Here is a 16,690-nt window from a genome sequence, read left to right as displayed (position 1 = left end):
CCGGCGGCGGCAGGCGTGGTCATGGCCAGCTAGATCTAGAAGCCTGGCCGCCGACAAGCCGCAGTCTCCGCACCGTCCGCCCTGTCCACTCAAGGCGAGCGTTCCCCGCGAAAACGCGGTGGTGTGCCTACTGCACCCGCAGTTCGCCGAGCTTGTTCAGAACCGAGATGCACGTCAGCGGCGCGGACCGCCCGGCCTACGCGAGACGGCTGGTTTTGAGTGGTTTGCCTGCGCCGGGGCGCTCGGCCGCATGACGATCGCGGGGTGTGTGCGGACACGGGGGTGCCGCCCGCCATTGCTCCCATGCTGGCCACGCCGGGGCCGGTGCCGGTGGGTGCGGGCTGGGCGGCGGAGATCAAGCACGACGGGATGCGGGCCGGGGTGACCGCGAGCGGCGGCCGGTGGCGGGTGCACAGCCGCACCGGGCGCGACGTGACAGACCACTTTCCCGAGGTGGCCGTGCTGCCGGAGTTGCTCGGCGGGCGGCGGGCCGCGCTCGACGGTGAGCTGGTGGCCCTGGACGCGGCCGGTGTCTCCGACTTCTCCCGCCTGCAGCAGCGGATCGGCGTGCGGGATCCTGGCCCTCGGCTGCTGCGGGCGGCGCCGGTCACCCTGTACCTGTTCGACCTGCTGGTGCTCGGCGACCGGGAGCTGCTGGCCACGCCGTACGGGGAACGCCGCTCTTTGCTGGAAGAACTCGACCTTCGGGGCGCCGGTGTGGAGACGCCGCCCTCCTTCCCCGGCGCCGCGGCCGAGGTCTACGCCGCCGCCCGGGAGCACGGGCTGGAGGGTGTCGTCTGCAAGCGGCTGGCCTCGCCGTACACGCCGGGCCTGCGCTCGAAGACCTGGGTCAAGACGGTCATCCCGCACACCGCGGACGTGGTGGTGTGCGGGTGGCTGCCCGGACGAGGGCGGTTGCGCGACACCATCGGCGCGCTGATCGTGGGCGCCTACGACGGGGCCGGGCGGCTGCATCTGGTCGGCCGGGTCGGCAGTGGACTCTCCGGCGCCTCCCGGCAGCAGCTCGAGCAGCGGCTCACGCCGCTGCGCCGGTCCCGCCCGCCCGCGAGCCACGCCGAGATCGCGGCGATGGCCGAGGCCACCTGGGTCGAGCCCGAGGTGGTGGCCCGCATCGCGTATCGCTCGTGGACGGGCGGAACCCAGCTGCGGCATCCGGTCTACCGAGGTGTGCTCGACGACCGGGATCCGTCGTGCGCTCGCTTACCGGAGTGAGCGCTTATGGCTGTATGGGCAGAATCGAGCATGTGGACAGCGCCGGCAGGCCGGCCAGGCGGTGGGTGAGCCAGTCGACGGCCGTGCCCTGGTCGCTCAGCAGCGGCCCGAAGTGGTTCAGCAGCGCGCTGCCGGACTCGAGCTGCCCGATCGGCGCGTAGACCACATTGCCGCCGAGACGGCACCAGTCGGCGGCCATCGTGCGGGCCTGCCCGTGCGGCACCAGGTTGTCGCGCACGCCGGTGGCCACCCGGACGACGCCCGTGGGCTTGCGGTCGCCGATCCGCTGTTCGCCGATGAAGGCCCGCAGCACGGGCTCGGCCGCGGTGACCTGGGCCAGCGTCTGACCGGACGTGGTCCACGACGAGCTCTTGCGCCCGGCGTAGCCGAAGATCCCGTCACCGACACACATCGTCGACATGGCCTTCAGCGCGGCCCGGCCGGCGTCGCTCAGATATTTGTCGACCAGCGGCCGCAGAGCCGGCTCGGACTGCACGAACCCGTTCACCGACCAGCCGAGCGCGGCCGCCAGCTCACTGCCGTCGATCGCCGCCGTCACCGCGGCCAGGTCGGCCGGGGGCGCACCCGAGTAGGTCGCTTTCAGGCGGACATCCGGCGCGTACGCCGACTGGAGCTCCGCCGCCGAGGCCACGGCGCCGCCGCCCTGGCTGTATCCGTACAGGCCCACGCCGGACGCCGCCGTGATGGAGGTGTCCGGTAGCTGCCGGGCCGCGCGGGCGGCGTCCAGCACGGCGTGCCCCTGGTCGACCCGGTTGACGTACGTGTGCAGCCGATCGGTCGTCCCCAGCCCGAGATAGTCGGTCTGCACGACGGCGATGCCCTTGGCGAGAAGCCGGTACAGGGCCAGCACCTCGTACCCGATGGAAATGGTCGTCTGCCCCTGCTCCGACCCGAGAACCAGGCCCTTCTCCAGCGCCAGGGAGGTGGAGCACTGATCGCCCTGCCCCATGGTGCCGGGCGCGAGGACCACCAGCGGCCGCGCGCCCGGCCCCCGCCAGGCCGCGGCCGGCTCGACGTAGGCGCCGGTCACGGCGATGGCCTGCCCGGACGCGTCGGTGGACTTGTACATGATCCGGGTCGCGGTACCCGGCAACGTCCCGGTGATCCCCGGCAGCGACAGCGCGAGCGGCAGCGGCTCGGTGCGGACGAGCGCCCCGTCGGCCGCCGGCAGCGTCGCCGGCGGCGTGTAGAACGCGGGAATCGTGACCGCGGCGGCCGCCGCGGGCGTGGGAACAGCGATCGCGACAGTGAGCAGAACGGTGGCGAGAAGTGTGCGTTTGAGCATGTCCGGCCTCCACAGGGGCTCTGGTTACCGGAAGGTAACTAGGCCACCCGAGACAAACCAGAAGGCCGGACTATCACTTCAGCAGCCGTTGCGCGCCCCGCTGACGGCGACGTCGTCGTACCAGAGGGTGTCGGCGCCCTCGCCGTAGCTCTCCCAGCCCAGGCGCAGGTCGGTCAGGGCCGGGCGCCAGGTGCGGTTGAGCCACTGGCTGTCGATGTCGTGGGTGGGCACGCCGTCCTCCAGGAGGCCGGGCACCGAGGTGCCGTTCAGCCACGTCTCGATGGTGCCGTTGGCGCCGTCGACCTTGTATTCGACGCAGTTCCACGTGTTCACCGGCAGCGGGGTGGACAGGGCCACGCCGGCCGGGCTCTGCTCGGGCAGGGTCGCGTCGTCGGAGGCGCGGTTGAACTGCAGGGCACCGTTCTGGCCGCCGAAGCGCAGATCCCGTCCACCGTCGGCCGAGTCGCGCATGGCGACGGCGGTGACATGCGCGGCCGGAAGGGCCGTGGTGTGCCGCACCCAGAACCGGACGTACCAGGCCGTGCCCGCGCCGGCGAGCAGCTGGGTGTTGCGGACGAAGACGTGGTTGCAGTAACCGGCCGCCCCGTTGACGCGCAGCGAGGCCGAGCCGCTGTGCGCGACCGTGCGGTCGATGGCCGCGGTCCCGGCGCCGGAGCAGTCGGGATAGGTGACGGCCCAGTCGCCGGACGGGACGGCACCCGTCTGGTTCTCGAACCCGTCGCCGGGCCCGGCCGAGGTCGGAGGCGGCGTCGTCGGCGGCGGCGTTGTGGGAGGCGGCGTTGTGGGAGGCGGCGTGGTCGGTGGCGGCGTGGTCGGTGCGTCGTCGCCGCACGGGACGCCGTTGAAGGTGAAGGTGGCCGGTGCGGTGTTGGTGCCCGAATACGTGGCCTGGAAGCCGAAACGCGCGGAGGCGCCGGTCGCGAGCGGGCCGTTCCAGCCGACGCTGGCCGCGGTCACCACGCGGCCGGACTGGGTGACGGTGGCGTTCCAGCCGTTGGTGATTTGTTGGTCGCCCGGGAAGGTCCACGACAGCGTCCACGAGGTGACCGGCGCGCCGCCGTTGGTGACCTGGACGTCGGCGGTGAAGCCGGTGGACCACTGGTTGGCGGTCCACCCGACCGTGCACGCGGGCGCCGCCGAAGCGGCCGGCGCCCGCACCACGACCAGTCCCGCCGCCACCAGCACCACCGCTGTCGCGATCCGACCCTTCACGGCTTCCTCCTCGCGTCATCTTGGGAGCGCTCCCATATATCGATGACTGTAATTGGAAGCGGCGGCGCTGGGAAGCGTCAGCCCGCCATCCGCTCGATCTCCTCGAGGACCAGCTCGGGCTTGTCCTTCGGGATGTCGTGCGAGCTGCCGGCCGCCGTGACGAGGGTCCGCCCGGGCCCCGCCTTCACGAACGACGCGGCCGCGTCGCGCCAGCGCTGGGCGTCCTCGGGCGAGCCCTCGAACGGCGTCTTCTCCGAGACGATCACGATGGCCGGGACACTGCCGGGCCAGGAGACCTTGTGGTACGCCTGATGCAGCGGCCCGTAGTTCGCCGCGGTGGCGATCAGCTGCCGCGTCTGCTTCGTCGACGGCTGCTTCTTCAGCGCCTCGATCTGCGGCGTGTTGGCCGCCACCACCCGCGCGATCTCCTGATCGGTGTAGAACTCCGGCAGGCTCGCGTCGACCAGCACCGCACCGGAGACCAGCCCCGGGTTGTCCCGCACGAAGTAGGTCGCCACCTCGCCGGCCTGCGAGTGCGACACGAGGACCACGTCCCGCGTGACCTCGAGCTGCCGCAGTCCCGCTTCCAGATCGGAGACGGCGGCGTGCACGTCCCACGGCCCCTTCACCTCGTCGCTGTCACCGAGACCGGCCCGGTCGTACGTGATGATCTCCGACCCGGTCGACTGCGACAGCCGCGGAACCAGATCGTTCCAGTAGGACGAGTCCTCACCGCCACCCGCGTCCAGCACGATGGCGGGAAGATGCCCGGCCGTCACATGAAAAGCCAGCCGATGCCCGCCGTTGGAGATCATGTGCAGGACGGAAGCGGAGGTGGAAGCTGGGGCGGAGGCGGGCGCGGCGGAAGAACTGGGCGCCGGGCTGTCACCGCACGCGGCCAGCGCGCCCACGGTGATCGCGGGCAGGGCGAAAGCGAGCACGGCCTGGCGAAGCCTGGTTGATCTCATGAGGTTCCTCGGGACGAGTGGTGGCGCCGTCGAACGAAGGCGAGATCGATCCTTCGCGCACGGCGGCCCCCCATCGATCCTGCTGGCCGGTCGATCGCCGGTCAGGCCAGCCCCATGATCATTGGGGGGTCTGCCCTACCTCAGGGTCACGGCAGCAGGGCCGCCAGGTCCGGTGGGGCGGTCAGCAGACCGTCCGTCTGGGCCAGGCCGGCCAGGGTCTCGACCGAGGCCCGGTTCACCTCGGACGGCCAGCGGGGCAGGATCAGGGCGTCCCGGGTCTCGGGTGGGATCTTGGTGTACGAGCCCAGGGCTTCGCGCACCTCGGCCGGGTTGGCGTCGGCGTACGCCAAGGACTCCTTCATCGCCTCGGTGAAGCGTTTGACCAGGTCGGGGTCGCGGGCCAGGAGGTCCTGGGAGGTGAAGTACATCGCCACGGTCAGGTCGGGCGCGGCGTCGACGTAGCTGGACGCGATCTTCCGCGCGCCCGCCGCGATGGCCGCCTGCTGGAACGGCTCGACCACGAAGATGGCGTCGACCTGCCCATTCTGCAACGCCGGCACCTGGTCGGGGAAGGCCAGCTCGGCGAAGGTGACCTTCGTGGGGTCGCCGCCGGCCTTGCGGACCGACGCGTGCACGCTCGTCTCGACGATGTTCTTCAGGGTGTTGGCGGCCACCTTGCGGCCGGCCAGGTCCTTGGGCGTACGGATCGGGCTGTCGGCCTTGACGAACAGCCCCGCGAAGTCCTTGCCGTCGACGCCGGTGGAGTTGTTGCCGTTCGCGATCGCCTTGATCGGCACCTTGCGGTTCTGCGCGAGCAGCAGCGAGATGGTGTTGCTGAATCCGAACTGGAACTCGCCGCTGAGCACCGCCGGCACGATGGCCGAGCCACCCTGGGCGGTGGTCAGGCTGAGGTCGATGTCGCGGTTGCTGAAGAAGCCCTTCGCCTTGCCCAGATAGATGGGCGCGACGTCGACGATGGCGATGACCCCGACGTTGACCTTGTCGGGGCCGGCGTCGCTGTCGGGTTCGTCGCCTGAACCGCCGCACGCGGTGACCAGCAGGACCATGGCGGCCAGGGCCGCGAGGAAAGGTGAGCGTCGCATCGGAACTCCCGTCCGTCCGAAGGCAACTTAGATCGACGCGCACCGATCGGTCAATGGAGCCGGCGCACCGCCAGGTGAATGTGGCCGCCCGTCTCGGTCAGGGCGTGGGCCGCCGCGTCGGCCGTGGCCCCGGCGATCAGCGTCACCACGGCCACCTTGGCGTCGCCGCCGGCGTCGCGCAGCGCCCGCCGGCAGGCCTCGACGTCGGCGCCGGTCGCCTCGGCCAGGATGCGCAGCTGCCGGTCGCGCAGCTTGGCGTTGCTGGCCAGCATGTCGGTCATCAGGTTGGAGTACGTGCGGCCGAGCCGCACCATGGTCGCCGTCGAGAAGGCGTTCAGCACCAGCTTCTGCGCGGTGCCGGCCTTCATCCGGGTCGAGCCGGTCAGCACCTCGGGGCCGGTGTCGGGCGCCACGTGCACGTCCACGCCGGAGGCGATCGGCGACGCCGGGTTGGCCGACACGAGCACGGTGTGCGCCCCGCAGGCGCGCGCCGCGGCCAGGGCGGCGCGGACATAGGGCGTACGGCCGCTGGCCGTGACCCCGACGACCAGGTCTCCCCGGACGATCTCGCCGGCCACCGCCGCCCCGGCGATCTCGTCGTCCTCGGCGCCCTCGGCCGGTCGGGTGAGCGCGTGCGCCCCGCCCGCGATGTGCGCCACGACCCGGCCCGGCTCCAGCCCGAAGGTCGGTATCAGCTCGGCCGCGTCGAGCACGGCCATCCGCCCGGACGTGCCGGCGCCGACGTAGTGCACGCGTTTCCCGGCGGCGAGCGCGGTCACGGCCAGCTCGACCGCGGCCGCCAGCTCGGGCAGCACCTCGGCCACGGCGGCCGGCACCCGCCGGTCCTCGTCGTTGATCAGGGCCAGCAGGTCGAGGGTGGACATCCGGTCGATGGCGGCGCTGTGCGGGTTGCGCTGCTCGGTGCGCGACAGCGGCACCTCGTCCACGGGCCTCACCCGCGGCTCCGCTCGGCGCCGGTCCGCCGGCCGCGCACCGCCGCGTACGTGGCGTCGAGCGCGGTGCGGGTCTCGGCGTACGTCCGCTGGGCGACCCCGACGAACACGCAGTCGATGACGGTGAGCTGGGCCAGTCGGCTGGCCATGGCGCCCGAGCGGAACGTGGTCTCGCGGGCGGCGGTGGTCAGCACCAGGTCGGCGACCCGGGTGATGGGCGCCTTGGGGAAGTTCGTCAGGGCGACCGTGTGGGCGCCGCGCCGGCCGGCCTCGGTGAAGGCGTCGATGGTGTCGGTGGTCGTGCCGGTGTGCGAGATGCCGAACGCCACGTCCCGCTCGTCGAGCAGGGCGGCGCTGGTCAGGGCCAGGTGGGTGTCACTCCAGGCGTACGCGATCCGGCCGATCCGGTACAGCTTCTGCTGGAAGTCGGTGGCCACGAAGGCGCTGGCCCCGACGCCGTAGATGTCCACCCGCCGGGCGCCGGCGACCAGGTCGACGACCTGCTCCAGCACGGCGATGTCGATCTGGGAGGCGGTCTCCTCGACCGCCCGGGCGTCGGCGAAGGCGATCTTCTTGACCACCTGGGCCAGGTCGTCGCTCTCGCTGATGTCGCTGCCGACCGGCTCCTCGTCGGTGACCGTGCGCCCGGCCTCGGCGGCCAGCGTCAGCCGCAGCTGCGAATAGCCGGCGAAGCCCATGGCCCGGCAGAACCGGATCACCGTGGTCTCGCTGGAGCCGGCCCGCTCGGCCAGGTCGGTGATGGTGAGCCCGGCTGCGGTGGCCGCCTCGTCGATGACCACCCGGGCCACCCGCTGCTCGGCCGGCGACAGCGACGGCAGCAGCCCGCGCGCCCGGACGATCGTTTCCGCTCCTGGTGCCTGCTTCCGGCCCGTCATGAAGAAAAGTTTCCTTTGGTAGCCATCGATCGTCAATTCTCTCCACGGGCAAGGTACGGTCACCGGACCATGAGCGCAACGATGGTCGCCGGCGTCGACGCGGGCGCCACGACGACGAGGTGCGTGATAGCGACTCTCGACGGCGTGGTGCTGGGCCGGGGCACGTCCGGCGGCGCGAACCGCAACAGCAGCGGGGCTTCGGTGAGCGCGACCTTGGCGGCAGCGCTCACCGAGGCGTCGGCCGAAGTCGACCGAGCGGAGGTACGCCTCGGCGTGCTGGGCGGGGCGGGGTCGGCCGGCGCGGGCCGGGAGGCGTTCCGGGCCGCCGCGATCCAGGCCTGGCGCGCCGCCGGTCTGACCGGCGAGGTGGTCACGGTGACAGACCTCGAGGTGGCGTACGCGGCGGGGACCACCGCTGCGGAAGGCGTGCTCCTGCTCGCCGGCACCGGGGCCCTGGCCGCCCGCTTCACCGACGGCGCCCTGCATCGCCGCTGCGACGGCTACGGATGGCTCCTGGGCGACGAGGGCTCCGCGGTCTGGATCGGCATACAGGCCCTGCGCGCGGCTCTGGCCGCCCTGGACGGCCGTGGCGAATGGACGCGGCTGGTGGAAGCCGCCCGGATCCACTTCGGCCTGCGAACGGACGGCGCTGAGACTGAAGGGCTGGCGCAGGCGCTGTTGGCCGCGGCGTTCGCGGTCGCGCCGGCGGCGCTTGGTGGGCTGGCGCCGGCGGCCGGCGCGGCGGCTGAGGCCGGGGACGCCGTGGCCGGGCGGATCTGTGCGGAGGCGGCACGGCGGTTGCTGCACACCTACGACAGCGTCGGGCCGCCACCCGGCGCTGCCGTGGTGCTGGCCGGGTCCGTGCTGCTCGGGCCCGGCCCGGTGGGCCGCGCTGTGCGCGACGGCCTGAGGGACCGTGGTGTTCCGCGGCCCCGCCCGGCGCTCGACGGCGCCGGCGGGGCCGCGGCCCTGGCCGTCGGCCGCCTCACCGGCATCCCCGTGCCGCCGGTGGTGCACCGCCGACTGACCGGCAGCCGTCACGAGCCGCCACCGGAGAATCGTGGGTAGAGCAGGTACGGACGGCGCTGCCTCTCGAAGGCGGCCAGCTCCCCCGCCCAGGCGCCGGTCACCTCCGCGGTGGTCGCTCCGGCGTCGATCATGGTGCGCAGGCGCGGGGAACCGGTCAGCAGATCGATCCAGTGACGCGTGCTGTCCAGGCGCCAGGTGAAGGCCGTCTCCTTCCGGGCCTCGACCAGCATGGCCACCGCGGTGCGGATCGGGTCGTACCTGGACCGGTCCGTCACCTTCACCTCCACGCCCGCGCACAGGACGCCGGTGAACTTGTTGAACGTCGGGGTGAAGTAGGCCTCCCGGAACTCGACTCCTGGCAGTCCCTGTGCGGCCACCCGGTCACCCCAGTGGTAGTCGAAGCCGGGCCCGCCGATCAGCTCGAACGGCCGGGTGGTGCCCCGCCCCTCGGACAGGGACGACACGCCCTCGAACATCCCCGTTCCCGGATAGACCTCGGCCGTGTCCGGGGTGGGCATGTTCGGGCTGGGCAGCACCCACGGCACGTCGGTGTCGGCGGCGTGCCGGCGGCCGTGCCAGCCCTTGCACGCGATCACCTCGAGGTCGACCGCGCCGGACAGGAACTCGCCGTTGTAGAAGCGGGCCAGCTCCCCGACCGTCATGCCGTGCTGCTGGACGATCTTCAGGCGGCCCACGCCGGAGGTGTAGCCGTCGGTCATCATCGGGCCGTAGGCGCGCCCGCCGATCGGGTTGGGCCGGTCCAGCACCACGTAGCGGAGGCCGAGCCGGGCGGCCGCGGCCATCGAGTCGTACAGCGTGTAGATGTAGGTGTAGAACCTGACCCCGACGTCCTGGATGTCGAAGACGACGGTCCGCACCGCCGAGGCGGTGACCATCGAGATCCACTTGTCGAGCGAGGCCAGATAGGCGTCGTAGACGGTCAGCCCGGTACGCGCGTCCACGCCCGTGCCCTCGCTGCCACCGGCCTGGGCCGAGCCGCGGAAGCCGTGCTCGGGCCCGAAGACACCCCCGATGGTGACGCCGTCCTCGTGCATCCGGTCGACCAGGTGGCGGAAGGAACGGTCCACCGCCGTCGGGTTGGAGACCACACCGACCCGCTGACCGCGGAGCGTCTCCCAGCCCGTCGCGGCGAGCCGGTCCATGCCGGTCCGCACCCGCGCGGCGGCGGCGGGGGAAGCGGCGGCGGCGGTCGGAATAGACACCGCCGCGACCCCGGCCGCGGTCAACACCGACCGGCGTCTCATCGCACGCTCCAGGTCAGGCCGTGCCCGAACGGATAGGCGCCCGGGATCTCGACCGGCAGTTTGCCGCGCGGCGGCACCTTGCCGAGCAGCACCTTGGCCAGGGACTCCATGGAAACGACGGAATAGCTGTACGTCGCCAGGGACGTGCGGACCTCGGGCAGGGCGGCCACGTCGTACGGATCGCGGACCGCGACCAGAACGACCGGCTTGCCCGTCGCCACCAGGGCCCGGACCAGCGCCTGCTGCCGCCCACCGGGATCGGCCGTCGTGGTGTCCCAGGCCCGGCTGGTGAGCACCACCGTCAGATCGTGCGTCCCGGCCGCCGCGACCGCCTCGGCGATCTTCGCGTCGTTCGGGACGCCGGTGACCAGCGGGGTGCCGCCGAGCGCGCCGGCGAGGACCCCGATGTTGTTGGTGGCGCTGGAGTTCCACCCCGTCACCAGCACCGACCTGCCGCCGGCGAGGGGCAGCAGGCCGTCGTCGTTGCGGACCGCGGTGATCGTGCGGTCGGTGACCGACTGCGCGACCCGGAGATGCGCCGCCGATCCGACGGCGCGCTCGGCGGAGGACGGGTCGACCGGCTTCCACGGTGACAGCAGGCCGCGCTTCTGCTTGAGCTTGAGGATCCGGCGCACGGATTCGTCGATCCGGGCCTCGGTCAGCTCCCCCGACGCCACCGCGGCCAGCACCGCGTCGTACGCCACCTGCATGTTCGGCGGCATCAGCAGCATGTCCACGCCGGCCTTCAGCGCCAGCACCGGCACCCGCTCGTCGCCGTACTTCTGCCGGACCCCGGCCATCTCCAGCGAGTCGGTCACGACCACCCCGCGATAGCCCAGCTCGCCCCGCAGCAGCCCGGTGATGATCGGCTTGGACAGGGTGGCCGGATCGCCGGACTCATCGAGCGCCGGCACCACGATGTGCGCGCTCATGATCGCGTCGGCGCCGGCCGCGACCGCCGCCTTGAACGGCGGCGCGTCGATCCGGTCCCACTCGGCGCGGGTGTGGCTGATCACCGGCAGGCCGGTGTGGCTGTCGGTGGCCGTGTCGCCGTGGCCCGGGAAGTGCTTGGCCGCGGCCGACGTGTTCGCCCCCGTCTGCAGTCCCAGCACCTGACTCGCGGTGAGCGTGGCGGCCAGCCGCGGATCGCTGCTGAACGAGCGCACCCCGATCACCGGGTTGGCCGGGTTGACGTTGACGTCGGCGTCCGGGGCCCAGGCCTGCGTGATGCCCACCGCGCGCAGCTCGGCCCCCGTGACCTGCCCGGTGCGATAGGCGTCGGCCGGGTTGCGCCCGGCCCCGAGCGCCATGCCGCCCGGGAACTGGGTGGCCGGCGCCGGCATCCGGGTGACCACGCCGTGTTCCTGGTCGGTCGAGATGGACAGCGGCACGCCGGTGGCGGCCGCCTGGAGCCCGTTGCTGAGCGTGGCGATCTGCCGCGGGTTCTGCAGGCTGTTCGTCCAGGCGAAGTAGATGACCCCGCCGAGGTGGTACTTGGCGACGACCTCGGCCGGCGTGCTCACGCCGTACAACCGCTGGTTTTCGCTTGACGATGTTGCGGCGTCGCCGCCGTAGACGTACGTCGTGAAGAGCTGCCCGACCTTCTCCGGCAGCGTCATGCGGGCCAGCGCGGCCTCGACCGGCGAGGCCGCCGGCACTCCGGCGGCCGGCACCCCGAGGGCGGCAACAGCGAGAAAAGCGACCGTACGCGTTCGCATGTTGTCGGAAGGTAGCCGGGTCACGGTGCGATGGCAATAACCTTCGCCCCTCTTGCAAGTCACGAAGGAAACATCCATCCTCGACGAATCGACGTATTGAGGAGCGTTGATGATCACTGCTCTCGTCGCACCCCTGTGCCTGGTGGCGTGCCTGGTCACACCGGCCGACATCCACTTCCGGCACGACGTGCTGCGCCCCGGAACGGCCCGCCAGGCCGGCCTGCTGGCCGGCCCGATCGCCGCCCTGCCCGGCATCGCCGAGTCATATTTGCGACCCACGGCCGACCACCCCGATCACCCCACGTACGCGGGCGCCACCGTGCTGGCCGCCCACCACGGCGTCGTGGTGTCACGCTTCGCGGTCGGTGACGCGGTCCGCTACACCGCGGGCCCCGCCGAGCTTCCCCCGGAGCAGCGTGTGCCGGCCCGCACCGACACGCTGTGGGATCTCGCCTCGATCTCCAAGCTGTTCACCACGATCGTCGTCCTCCAGCAGGTCGAGCGCGGAAAAGTGGGCCTGGACGCGCCGGTCGCGAGCTACGTCCCGGAGTTCGCGGCCGGCGGCAAAGAGGCCGTGACGGTCCGGCAACTGCTCACGCATACGTCCGGGCTGCCGGCTTTCCTGCCGTTCTATTCGCTCTACAAGACTCCCGAGGAGCGATTCGCGGCCGCGCTGGCCACGCCGATCACGCCCGGCCGGAAATACGTCTACTCCGACATCGGGCTCATCGCGCTCGGCGTTCTGGTGCAACGGGTCACCGGCAAAACCCTCGACCGGGCCGTACGGGAGGGAGTCACCGGCCCGCTGCGCATGCGCGACACGGGATACAACCCGGGCGCCGGCCGCAAACCCCGTATCGCGGCCACCGAATATCAGCCGTACGTCGATCGTGGTCTGGTGTGGGGTGAGGTCCATGACGAGAACGCCTGGTCGCTGGGTGGCGTAGCCGGTCACGCCGGAGTCTTCTCGACCGTGGACGATCTCGCCATTCTGTGCCAGACGCTGCTCAACGGCGGCGCGTACAAGGGCAAGCGGATCCTCTCCGAGCAAATGGCCCGGCGGGCCCTGGTCAACTACAACGCCGACCTGCTGGAGCAGAATCCGGAAAGCTCGCGCGGCCTCGGCTTCGAGCTCTCCAAGTACTGGTACATGGACGGGATGACCTCGCCGGTCACCTTCGGGCACACCGGGTTCACCGGCACGTCGGTGGTCATCGACCCGCTCGACCAGTCGTTCCTCATTCTGCTCAGCAATCGCGTCCACCCGGACCGCGCCTGGGGAAGCAACAATGTGGCCCGGCGCGCTCTCGCCCGCGCCTTCGCCGCCTCTCATCCCCTCAAGGCGGATTGGCGGACCGAGACCAGAGACAACGCCGTCATGACGTTGACCGCGCCCCTGCGGCAAGCGGCGGGCGAGCGGGCGCGAGCTTCATTCCATTTGTGGTACGACACGGAGCCGCTCTCCGACACTCTGACGGTCGAATCGTCGGCGGACGGCGTGGTTTGGACGCCCTTGAACGACATGACCTTCACCGGCTTCGGCGGCCGCCGATGGTGGCCGGTCACCGCCGCCGTTCCGGCCGGCACGACGCAATTGCGCTTCACCTATCGCACCGACGCCGACTCGCAGGGCCGCGGCGTCCTTCTCGACAGGCTCCGGGTGGCTTCGCCGGGAGCGATCCTCGTCGACCGCCGGACCCACCTGATCGCCGACGGCTGGAACCCGTCACCGAACGCATAGGAGCCGAGCATGGAACACACGATCAGCCGGCGCGGGCTTCTCCGGGGCACGGCGGGCGTCACCGCCGCCGGCGCGCTGGGCGGATGCGCGATGGGCGGCGGCGACGACTCCGAGGACGACGCCAAGGGTTCGGTGAGCGCGAACAACCCGCTCGGGGTGAAGGACGACGCGCCACTCGAGGTGGTCATCTTCAACGGCGGCTTCGGCGAGGAGTACGCCAAGGCGCACGAGGCCATGTACAAGGAGCTCCACCCCAAGGCGGAGATCAAGCACTCGGCCACCCAGCAGATCGCCGAGACGCTGCAACCCCGGTTCGTGGCCGGCGATCCGCCCGACGTGGTGAACAACTCGGGCGGCAGCCAGATCGACTTCAACGGGCTGGTGTCACAGGGTGCCCTGGCCGATCTGGGTGAGTTGCTGGACGCGCCCAGCCTCGACGACCCGAACAAGAAGGTGCGGGACACCCTGCTTCCGGGCATCGTCGACGTCGGCTCGTACGACGGGAAGTTCCTGTCCCTGAATTACGCCTATTCGGCGTACGGCATCTGGTATTCGCAGAAGCTCTTCGACGCCAAGGGCTGGGCGTATCCGAAGACCTGGGACGACATGATCGCCCTGTGCAAGCAGATCAAGGCGGCCGGCATCGCGCCCTGGACCTATCCGGGCAAGCATTCGCGCTACATGAGCTGGCCGATCATCGCGGCGGCCGGGAAGATGGGCGGCATCGAGGTCATCAAGGCCATCGACAACCTCGAGCCGAACGCCTGGAAGCACGAGGCGGTCAGGGCGGCGGCCGAGGCGTACTACCAATTGGCCGTCGACGGTTTCCTGCAGCCGGGCGCCGAGGGCATGGACCACGTCCAGTCGCAGACCGAATGGTGCCGGGGCAAGGCCGCCTTCGTCTCCTGCGGATCGTGGCTGGAGAACGAGCAGAAAGCCGTCACCCCGCCCGATTTCCGGATGGCGGTGGCGCCGACGCCTTCGCTCACCACGGGCGACAAAATGCCGTACGAGGCGTTCCGCGGCACCGGCAGCGAGCCGTTCGTCGTGCCGGCCAAGGGCAAGAACGTCCGCGGCGGCCTCGACTATCTGCGCGTCATGCTGTCGCAGAAGGGCGCCTCCGATTTCACCCGCAAGGTCAGCAGCCTCACCGCCGTTCAGGGCTCCAGCGCCGGAATCGAGCTCGGCCCCGGCCTCACGTCGGTGACCAAGCTGATCGACGCGTCCAAGGGAACGGCCTTCACGTGGCTCTACTCGTCGTATTACCGCAAACTCGAACGGGAACGGGTCGACGCGGCCAGCGCCGAGCTGTACGCCAAGCGGATCACCGCCGCGCAGTGGTGCGACAAAATCCAGAAGTCGGCCGACGAGTTCGCCCAGGACCCCGCGATCAAGAAATACAAGCGGTCCTGAGGTGCCCGGCAAGCGCCTGTTCATCGCCGTCTTCCTGATTCCACCCCTTCTGCTGTACGGGATTTTCGTCGTGTCCCCGTACGCGCAGGCGTTCCAGATCGCGGGCACGAACTGGAGTGGCCTGTCCCCCACGTACGACTTCGTGGGCCTCGAAAATTTCGAGCGGCTGCTCAGCGACGGGTATTTCTGGAACGCGTTGCGGCACAACGGTCTGCTGCTCGTCCTGCTGCCGGTCATCACGATCCTGCTCGGCCTCTTCTTCGCCTCGATGATCAGCGTGGGCGGCCGGGCCGGCCGGGTGGGCGTGCACGGCGTACGAGGGGCCGGCTTCTATCGCATCGTCTATTTCTTTCCGCAGGTGCTGTCGGTGGCGATCGTGGGCGTGCTGTGGAAGGAGATGTACGCCCCGCACACCGGAATGGTGAACGGTCTCCTCCGCGCGGTCGGCCTGGACGGGCTGGCCGTGGCCTGGCTCGGCGATCCGCGCTTCTCGTTCTGGTGCGTGATGGCCGTGATGATCTGGATGAACGTCGGTTTCTACGTCGTCCTGTTCAGCGCGGCCATGCAGTCCATCCCCCGCGACCTGTACGAGGCGGCGCTGCTGGACGGCGCGGGCCGGCTCACCACGCTGGTGCGGCTGACCGTGCCGCTGGTGTGGGACACCATCCAGGTCGCCTGGGTCTATCTGGCCATCATCGCCATCGACGGTTTCGCCATCGTCCAGATCATCACCGACGGCGGCCCGTCGTCATCGTCGGACGTGGTGGGGCTGCGCCTCTACAAGACCGCCTTCGCCGACGGCCAGTTCGGCTACGCGTCGGCCATCGGGGTCGCGATGTTCTTCCTGACCCTCACCGTGGCGGCCATGTTCCTGCGGGTGACCCGGCGTGAGCGGGTGGAGTTGTAGATGGCCCGACCCGCCACACCCCTTTTTTCACATTTGTTTCTGGCGGGCTGGGCCCTGCTCACCACCCTGCCGCTGCTGTGGGCGGTGGTGAGCTCGTTCAAGAGCGACGAGGAGATCCTCACCGACCCGTGGAGCCTGCCGTCGCGGCTGCGCTGGGAGAACTGGGCGCGGGCCTGGAACGAGGCCCACATCGGCCGCTACTTCCTGAACAGCGCGATCGTGGTCACCGGCGCCCTCACCCTGACCATGCTGTTCGGGGCCATGGCGGCGTACGTGCTGGCCCGCTACCAGTTCCGCGGGCGCCGGATCGTCTACTTCGCCTTCGTCGGCGGCATGATGTTCCCGGTCTTCCTGGCGCTGGTGCCGCTGTTCTTCGTCGTACGAAATCTGGGAATGCTCGGCACCTTGCCCGGCCTGACGCTGGTGTACGCGGCGTACTCGCTGCCCTTCACGGTCTTCTTCCTGACCGCCTTCTTCCGGACCCTGCCGACCACGGTGGCCGAGGCCGCCATGGTCGACGGTTGCGGCCACTTCGGCCTGTTCTTCCGCGTCATGCTGCCGATGGCCCGCCCCGGCCTGGTCAGCGTCGGCATCTTCAACTTCCTGTTCCAGTGGAACCAGTACGTCCTGCCCATCGTCCTCATGCAGGGCGAGGGCGCCGAGAGGAAGTGGGTGCTGGCCCAGGGCCTGACCGCGCTGGCCGTGAACGAGGGCTACCGGGGCGACTTCAGCGGCTTGTTCGCCGGCATGACCATAGCCATGCTCCCGGTCATAGCCGGCTACCTCCTGTTCCACCGCCAGGTCCAGAGCGGCCTGGCCGCGGGCCAGCTCCGCTGAGGCCGCGGGCGCTGGTCACCCTCAGCGGGTCGGTCGAACGACTCCGGCCACCGGCCGTCCTTCCGCTGTGTTTCCGCTTCCGCTCTCG

The 16,690-nt window shown here is 70.8% G+C and carries 14 protein-coding genes; 6 read left to right on the top strand and 8 right to left on the bottom strand.

The window, feature by feature from the left end:
• Nucleotides 1-303 precede the first annotated feature (303 nt).
• A complete protein-coding gene (ligD, locus tag ACFY36_RS02880; RefSeq protein ID WP_499744176.1) occupies nt 304-1,233 on the top strand; it encodes a non-homologous end-joining DNA ligase in 930 nt (309 codons plus the stop codon).
• A 4-nt stretch (nt 1,234-1,237) separates the two neighbouring features.
• On the opposite strand, the gene ACFY36_RS02875 is transcribed toward ligD, so the two are convergent.
• The 6 genes from ACFY36_RS02875 to ACFY36_RS02850 form a co-directional block, all read right to left on the bottom strand.
• A complete protein-coding gene (locus tag ACFY36_RS02875; protein ID WP_499744175.1) occupies nt 1,238-2,539 on the bottom strand; it encodes a lipase family protein in 1,302 nt (433 codons plus the stop codon).
• Between the two features lie 78 nt (nt 2,540-2,617).
• On the bottom strand, nt 2,618-3,772 hold the full coding sequence (locus ACFY36_RS02870) for a cellulose-binding domain-containing protein (RefSeq protein WP_499744174.1): 1,155 nt from the start codon (nt 3,770-3,772) through the stop codon (nt 2,618-2,620).
• Nucleotides 3,773-3,849: 77 nt separating this feature from the next.
• On the bottom strand, nt 3,850-4,740 hold the full coding sequence (locus ACFY36_RS02865) for an alpha/beta fold hydrolase (protein ID WP_499744173.1): 891 nt from the start codon (nt 4,738-4,740) through the stop codon (nt 3,850-3,852).
• Between the two features lie 146 nt (nt 4,741-4,886).
• Nucleotides 4,887-5,843, bottom strand: coding sequence for an ABC transporter substrate-binding protein (locus ACFY36_RS02860; RefSeq protein WP_499744172.1), 957 nt, complete (start codon nt 5,841-5,843; stop codon nt 4,887-4,889).
• 50 nt (nt 5,844-5,893) lie between these two features.
• On the bottom strand, nt 5,894-6,799 hold the full coding sequence (gene murQ, locus ACFY36_RS02855) for an N-acetylmuramic acid 6-phosphate etherase (protein ID WP_499744171.1): 906 nt from the start codon (nt 6,797-6,799) through the stop codon (nt 5,894-5,896).
• Entirely contained in the window at nt 6,796-7,692 is an 897-nt protein-coding gene (locus tag ACFY36_RS02850) for a MurR/RpiR family transcriptional regulator (protein ID WP_499744170.1), read from the bottom strand. Before ACFY36_RS02850 ends, murQ begins: the two co-directional genes overlap by 4 nt.
• A 69-nt stretch (nt 7,693-7,761) precedes the next feature.
• On the opposite strand from ACFY36_RS02850, the gene ACFY36_RS02845 reads away from it, so the two are divergent.
• Entirely contained in the window at nt 7,762-8,760 is a 999-nt protein-coding gene (locus ACFY36_RS02845) for a BadF/BadG/BcrA/BcrD ATPase family protein (RefSeq protein WP_499744169.1), read from the top strand.
• On the opposite strand, the gene ACFY36_RS02840 is transcribed toward ACFY36_RS02845, so the two are convergent.
• Nucleotides 8,730-9,986 (bottom strand): exo-beta-N-acetylmuramidase NamZ family protein, encoded by a 1,257-nt coding sequence (locus ACFY36_RS02840; protein WP_499744168.1) that lies wholly within the window; start codon nt 9,984-9,986, stop codon nt 8,730-8,732. The genes ACFY36_RS02845 and ACFY36_RS02840 overlap by 31 nt on opposite strands.
• Complete coding sequence (locus ACFY36_RS02835; RefSeq protein WP_499744167.1) at nt 9,983-11,704, bottom strand: glycoside hydrolase family 3 protein; 1,722 nt, start codon at nt 11,702-11,704, stop codon at nt 9,983-9,985. The genes ACFY36_RS02840 and ACFY36_RS02835 overlap by 4 nt, the downstream gene beginning before the upstream one ends.
• A gap of 109 nt (nt 11,705-11,813) precedes the next feature.
• Here ACFY36_RS02835 and ACFY36_RS02830 point away from each other — a divergent pair, with 109 nt between their 5' ends.
• From ACFY36_RS02830 to ACFY36_RS02815, 4 genes are read left to right on the top strand one after another with little or no spacing between them, the layout of a single operon-like run.
• A complete protein-coding gene (locus tag ACFY36_RS02830) occupies nt 11,814-13,445 on the top strand; it encodes a serine hydrolase domain-containing protein (RefSeq protein WP_499744166.1) in 1,632 nt (543 codons plus the stop codon).
• Between the two features lie 9 nt (nt 13,446-13,454).
• Nucleotides 13,455-14,858: an N-acetylglucosamine/diacetylchitobiose ABC transporter substrate-binding protein gene (gene ngcE / locus ACFY36_RS02825; protein WP_499744165.1), complete on the top strand. Its 1,404-nt coding sequence runs from the start codon at nt 13,455-13,457 to the stop codon at nt 14,856-14,858.
• Between the two features lies 1 nt (nt 14,859).
• Nucleotides 14,860-15,765, top strand: coding sequence for a carbohydrate ABC transporter permease (locus ACFY36_RS02820; protein ID WP_499744164.1), 906 nt, complete (start codon nt 14,860-14,862; stop codon nt 15,763-15,765).
• A complete protein-coding gene (locus tag ACFY36_RS02815; RefSeq protein ID WP_499744163.1) occupies nt 15,766-16,602 on the top strand; it encodes a carbohydrate ABC transporter permease in 837 nt (278 codons plus the stop codon).
• Nucleotides 16,603-16,690: the final 88 nt, after the last annotated feature.

Source organism: Actinoplanes sp. NPDC000266 (assembly GCF_042899005.1).
GTDB lineage: Bacteria > Actinomycetota > Actinomycetes > Mycobacteriales > Micromonosporaceae > Actinoplanes.
Note: the sequence above shows the minus strand (reverse complement) of the source record. Positions and strands in the feature narration are given on the sequence as shown.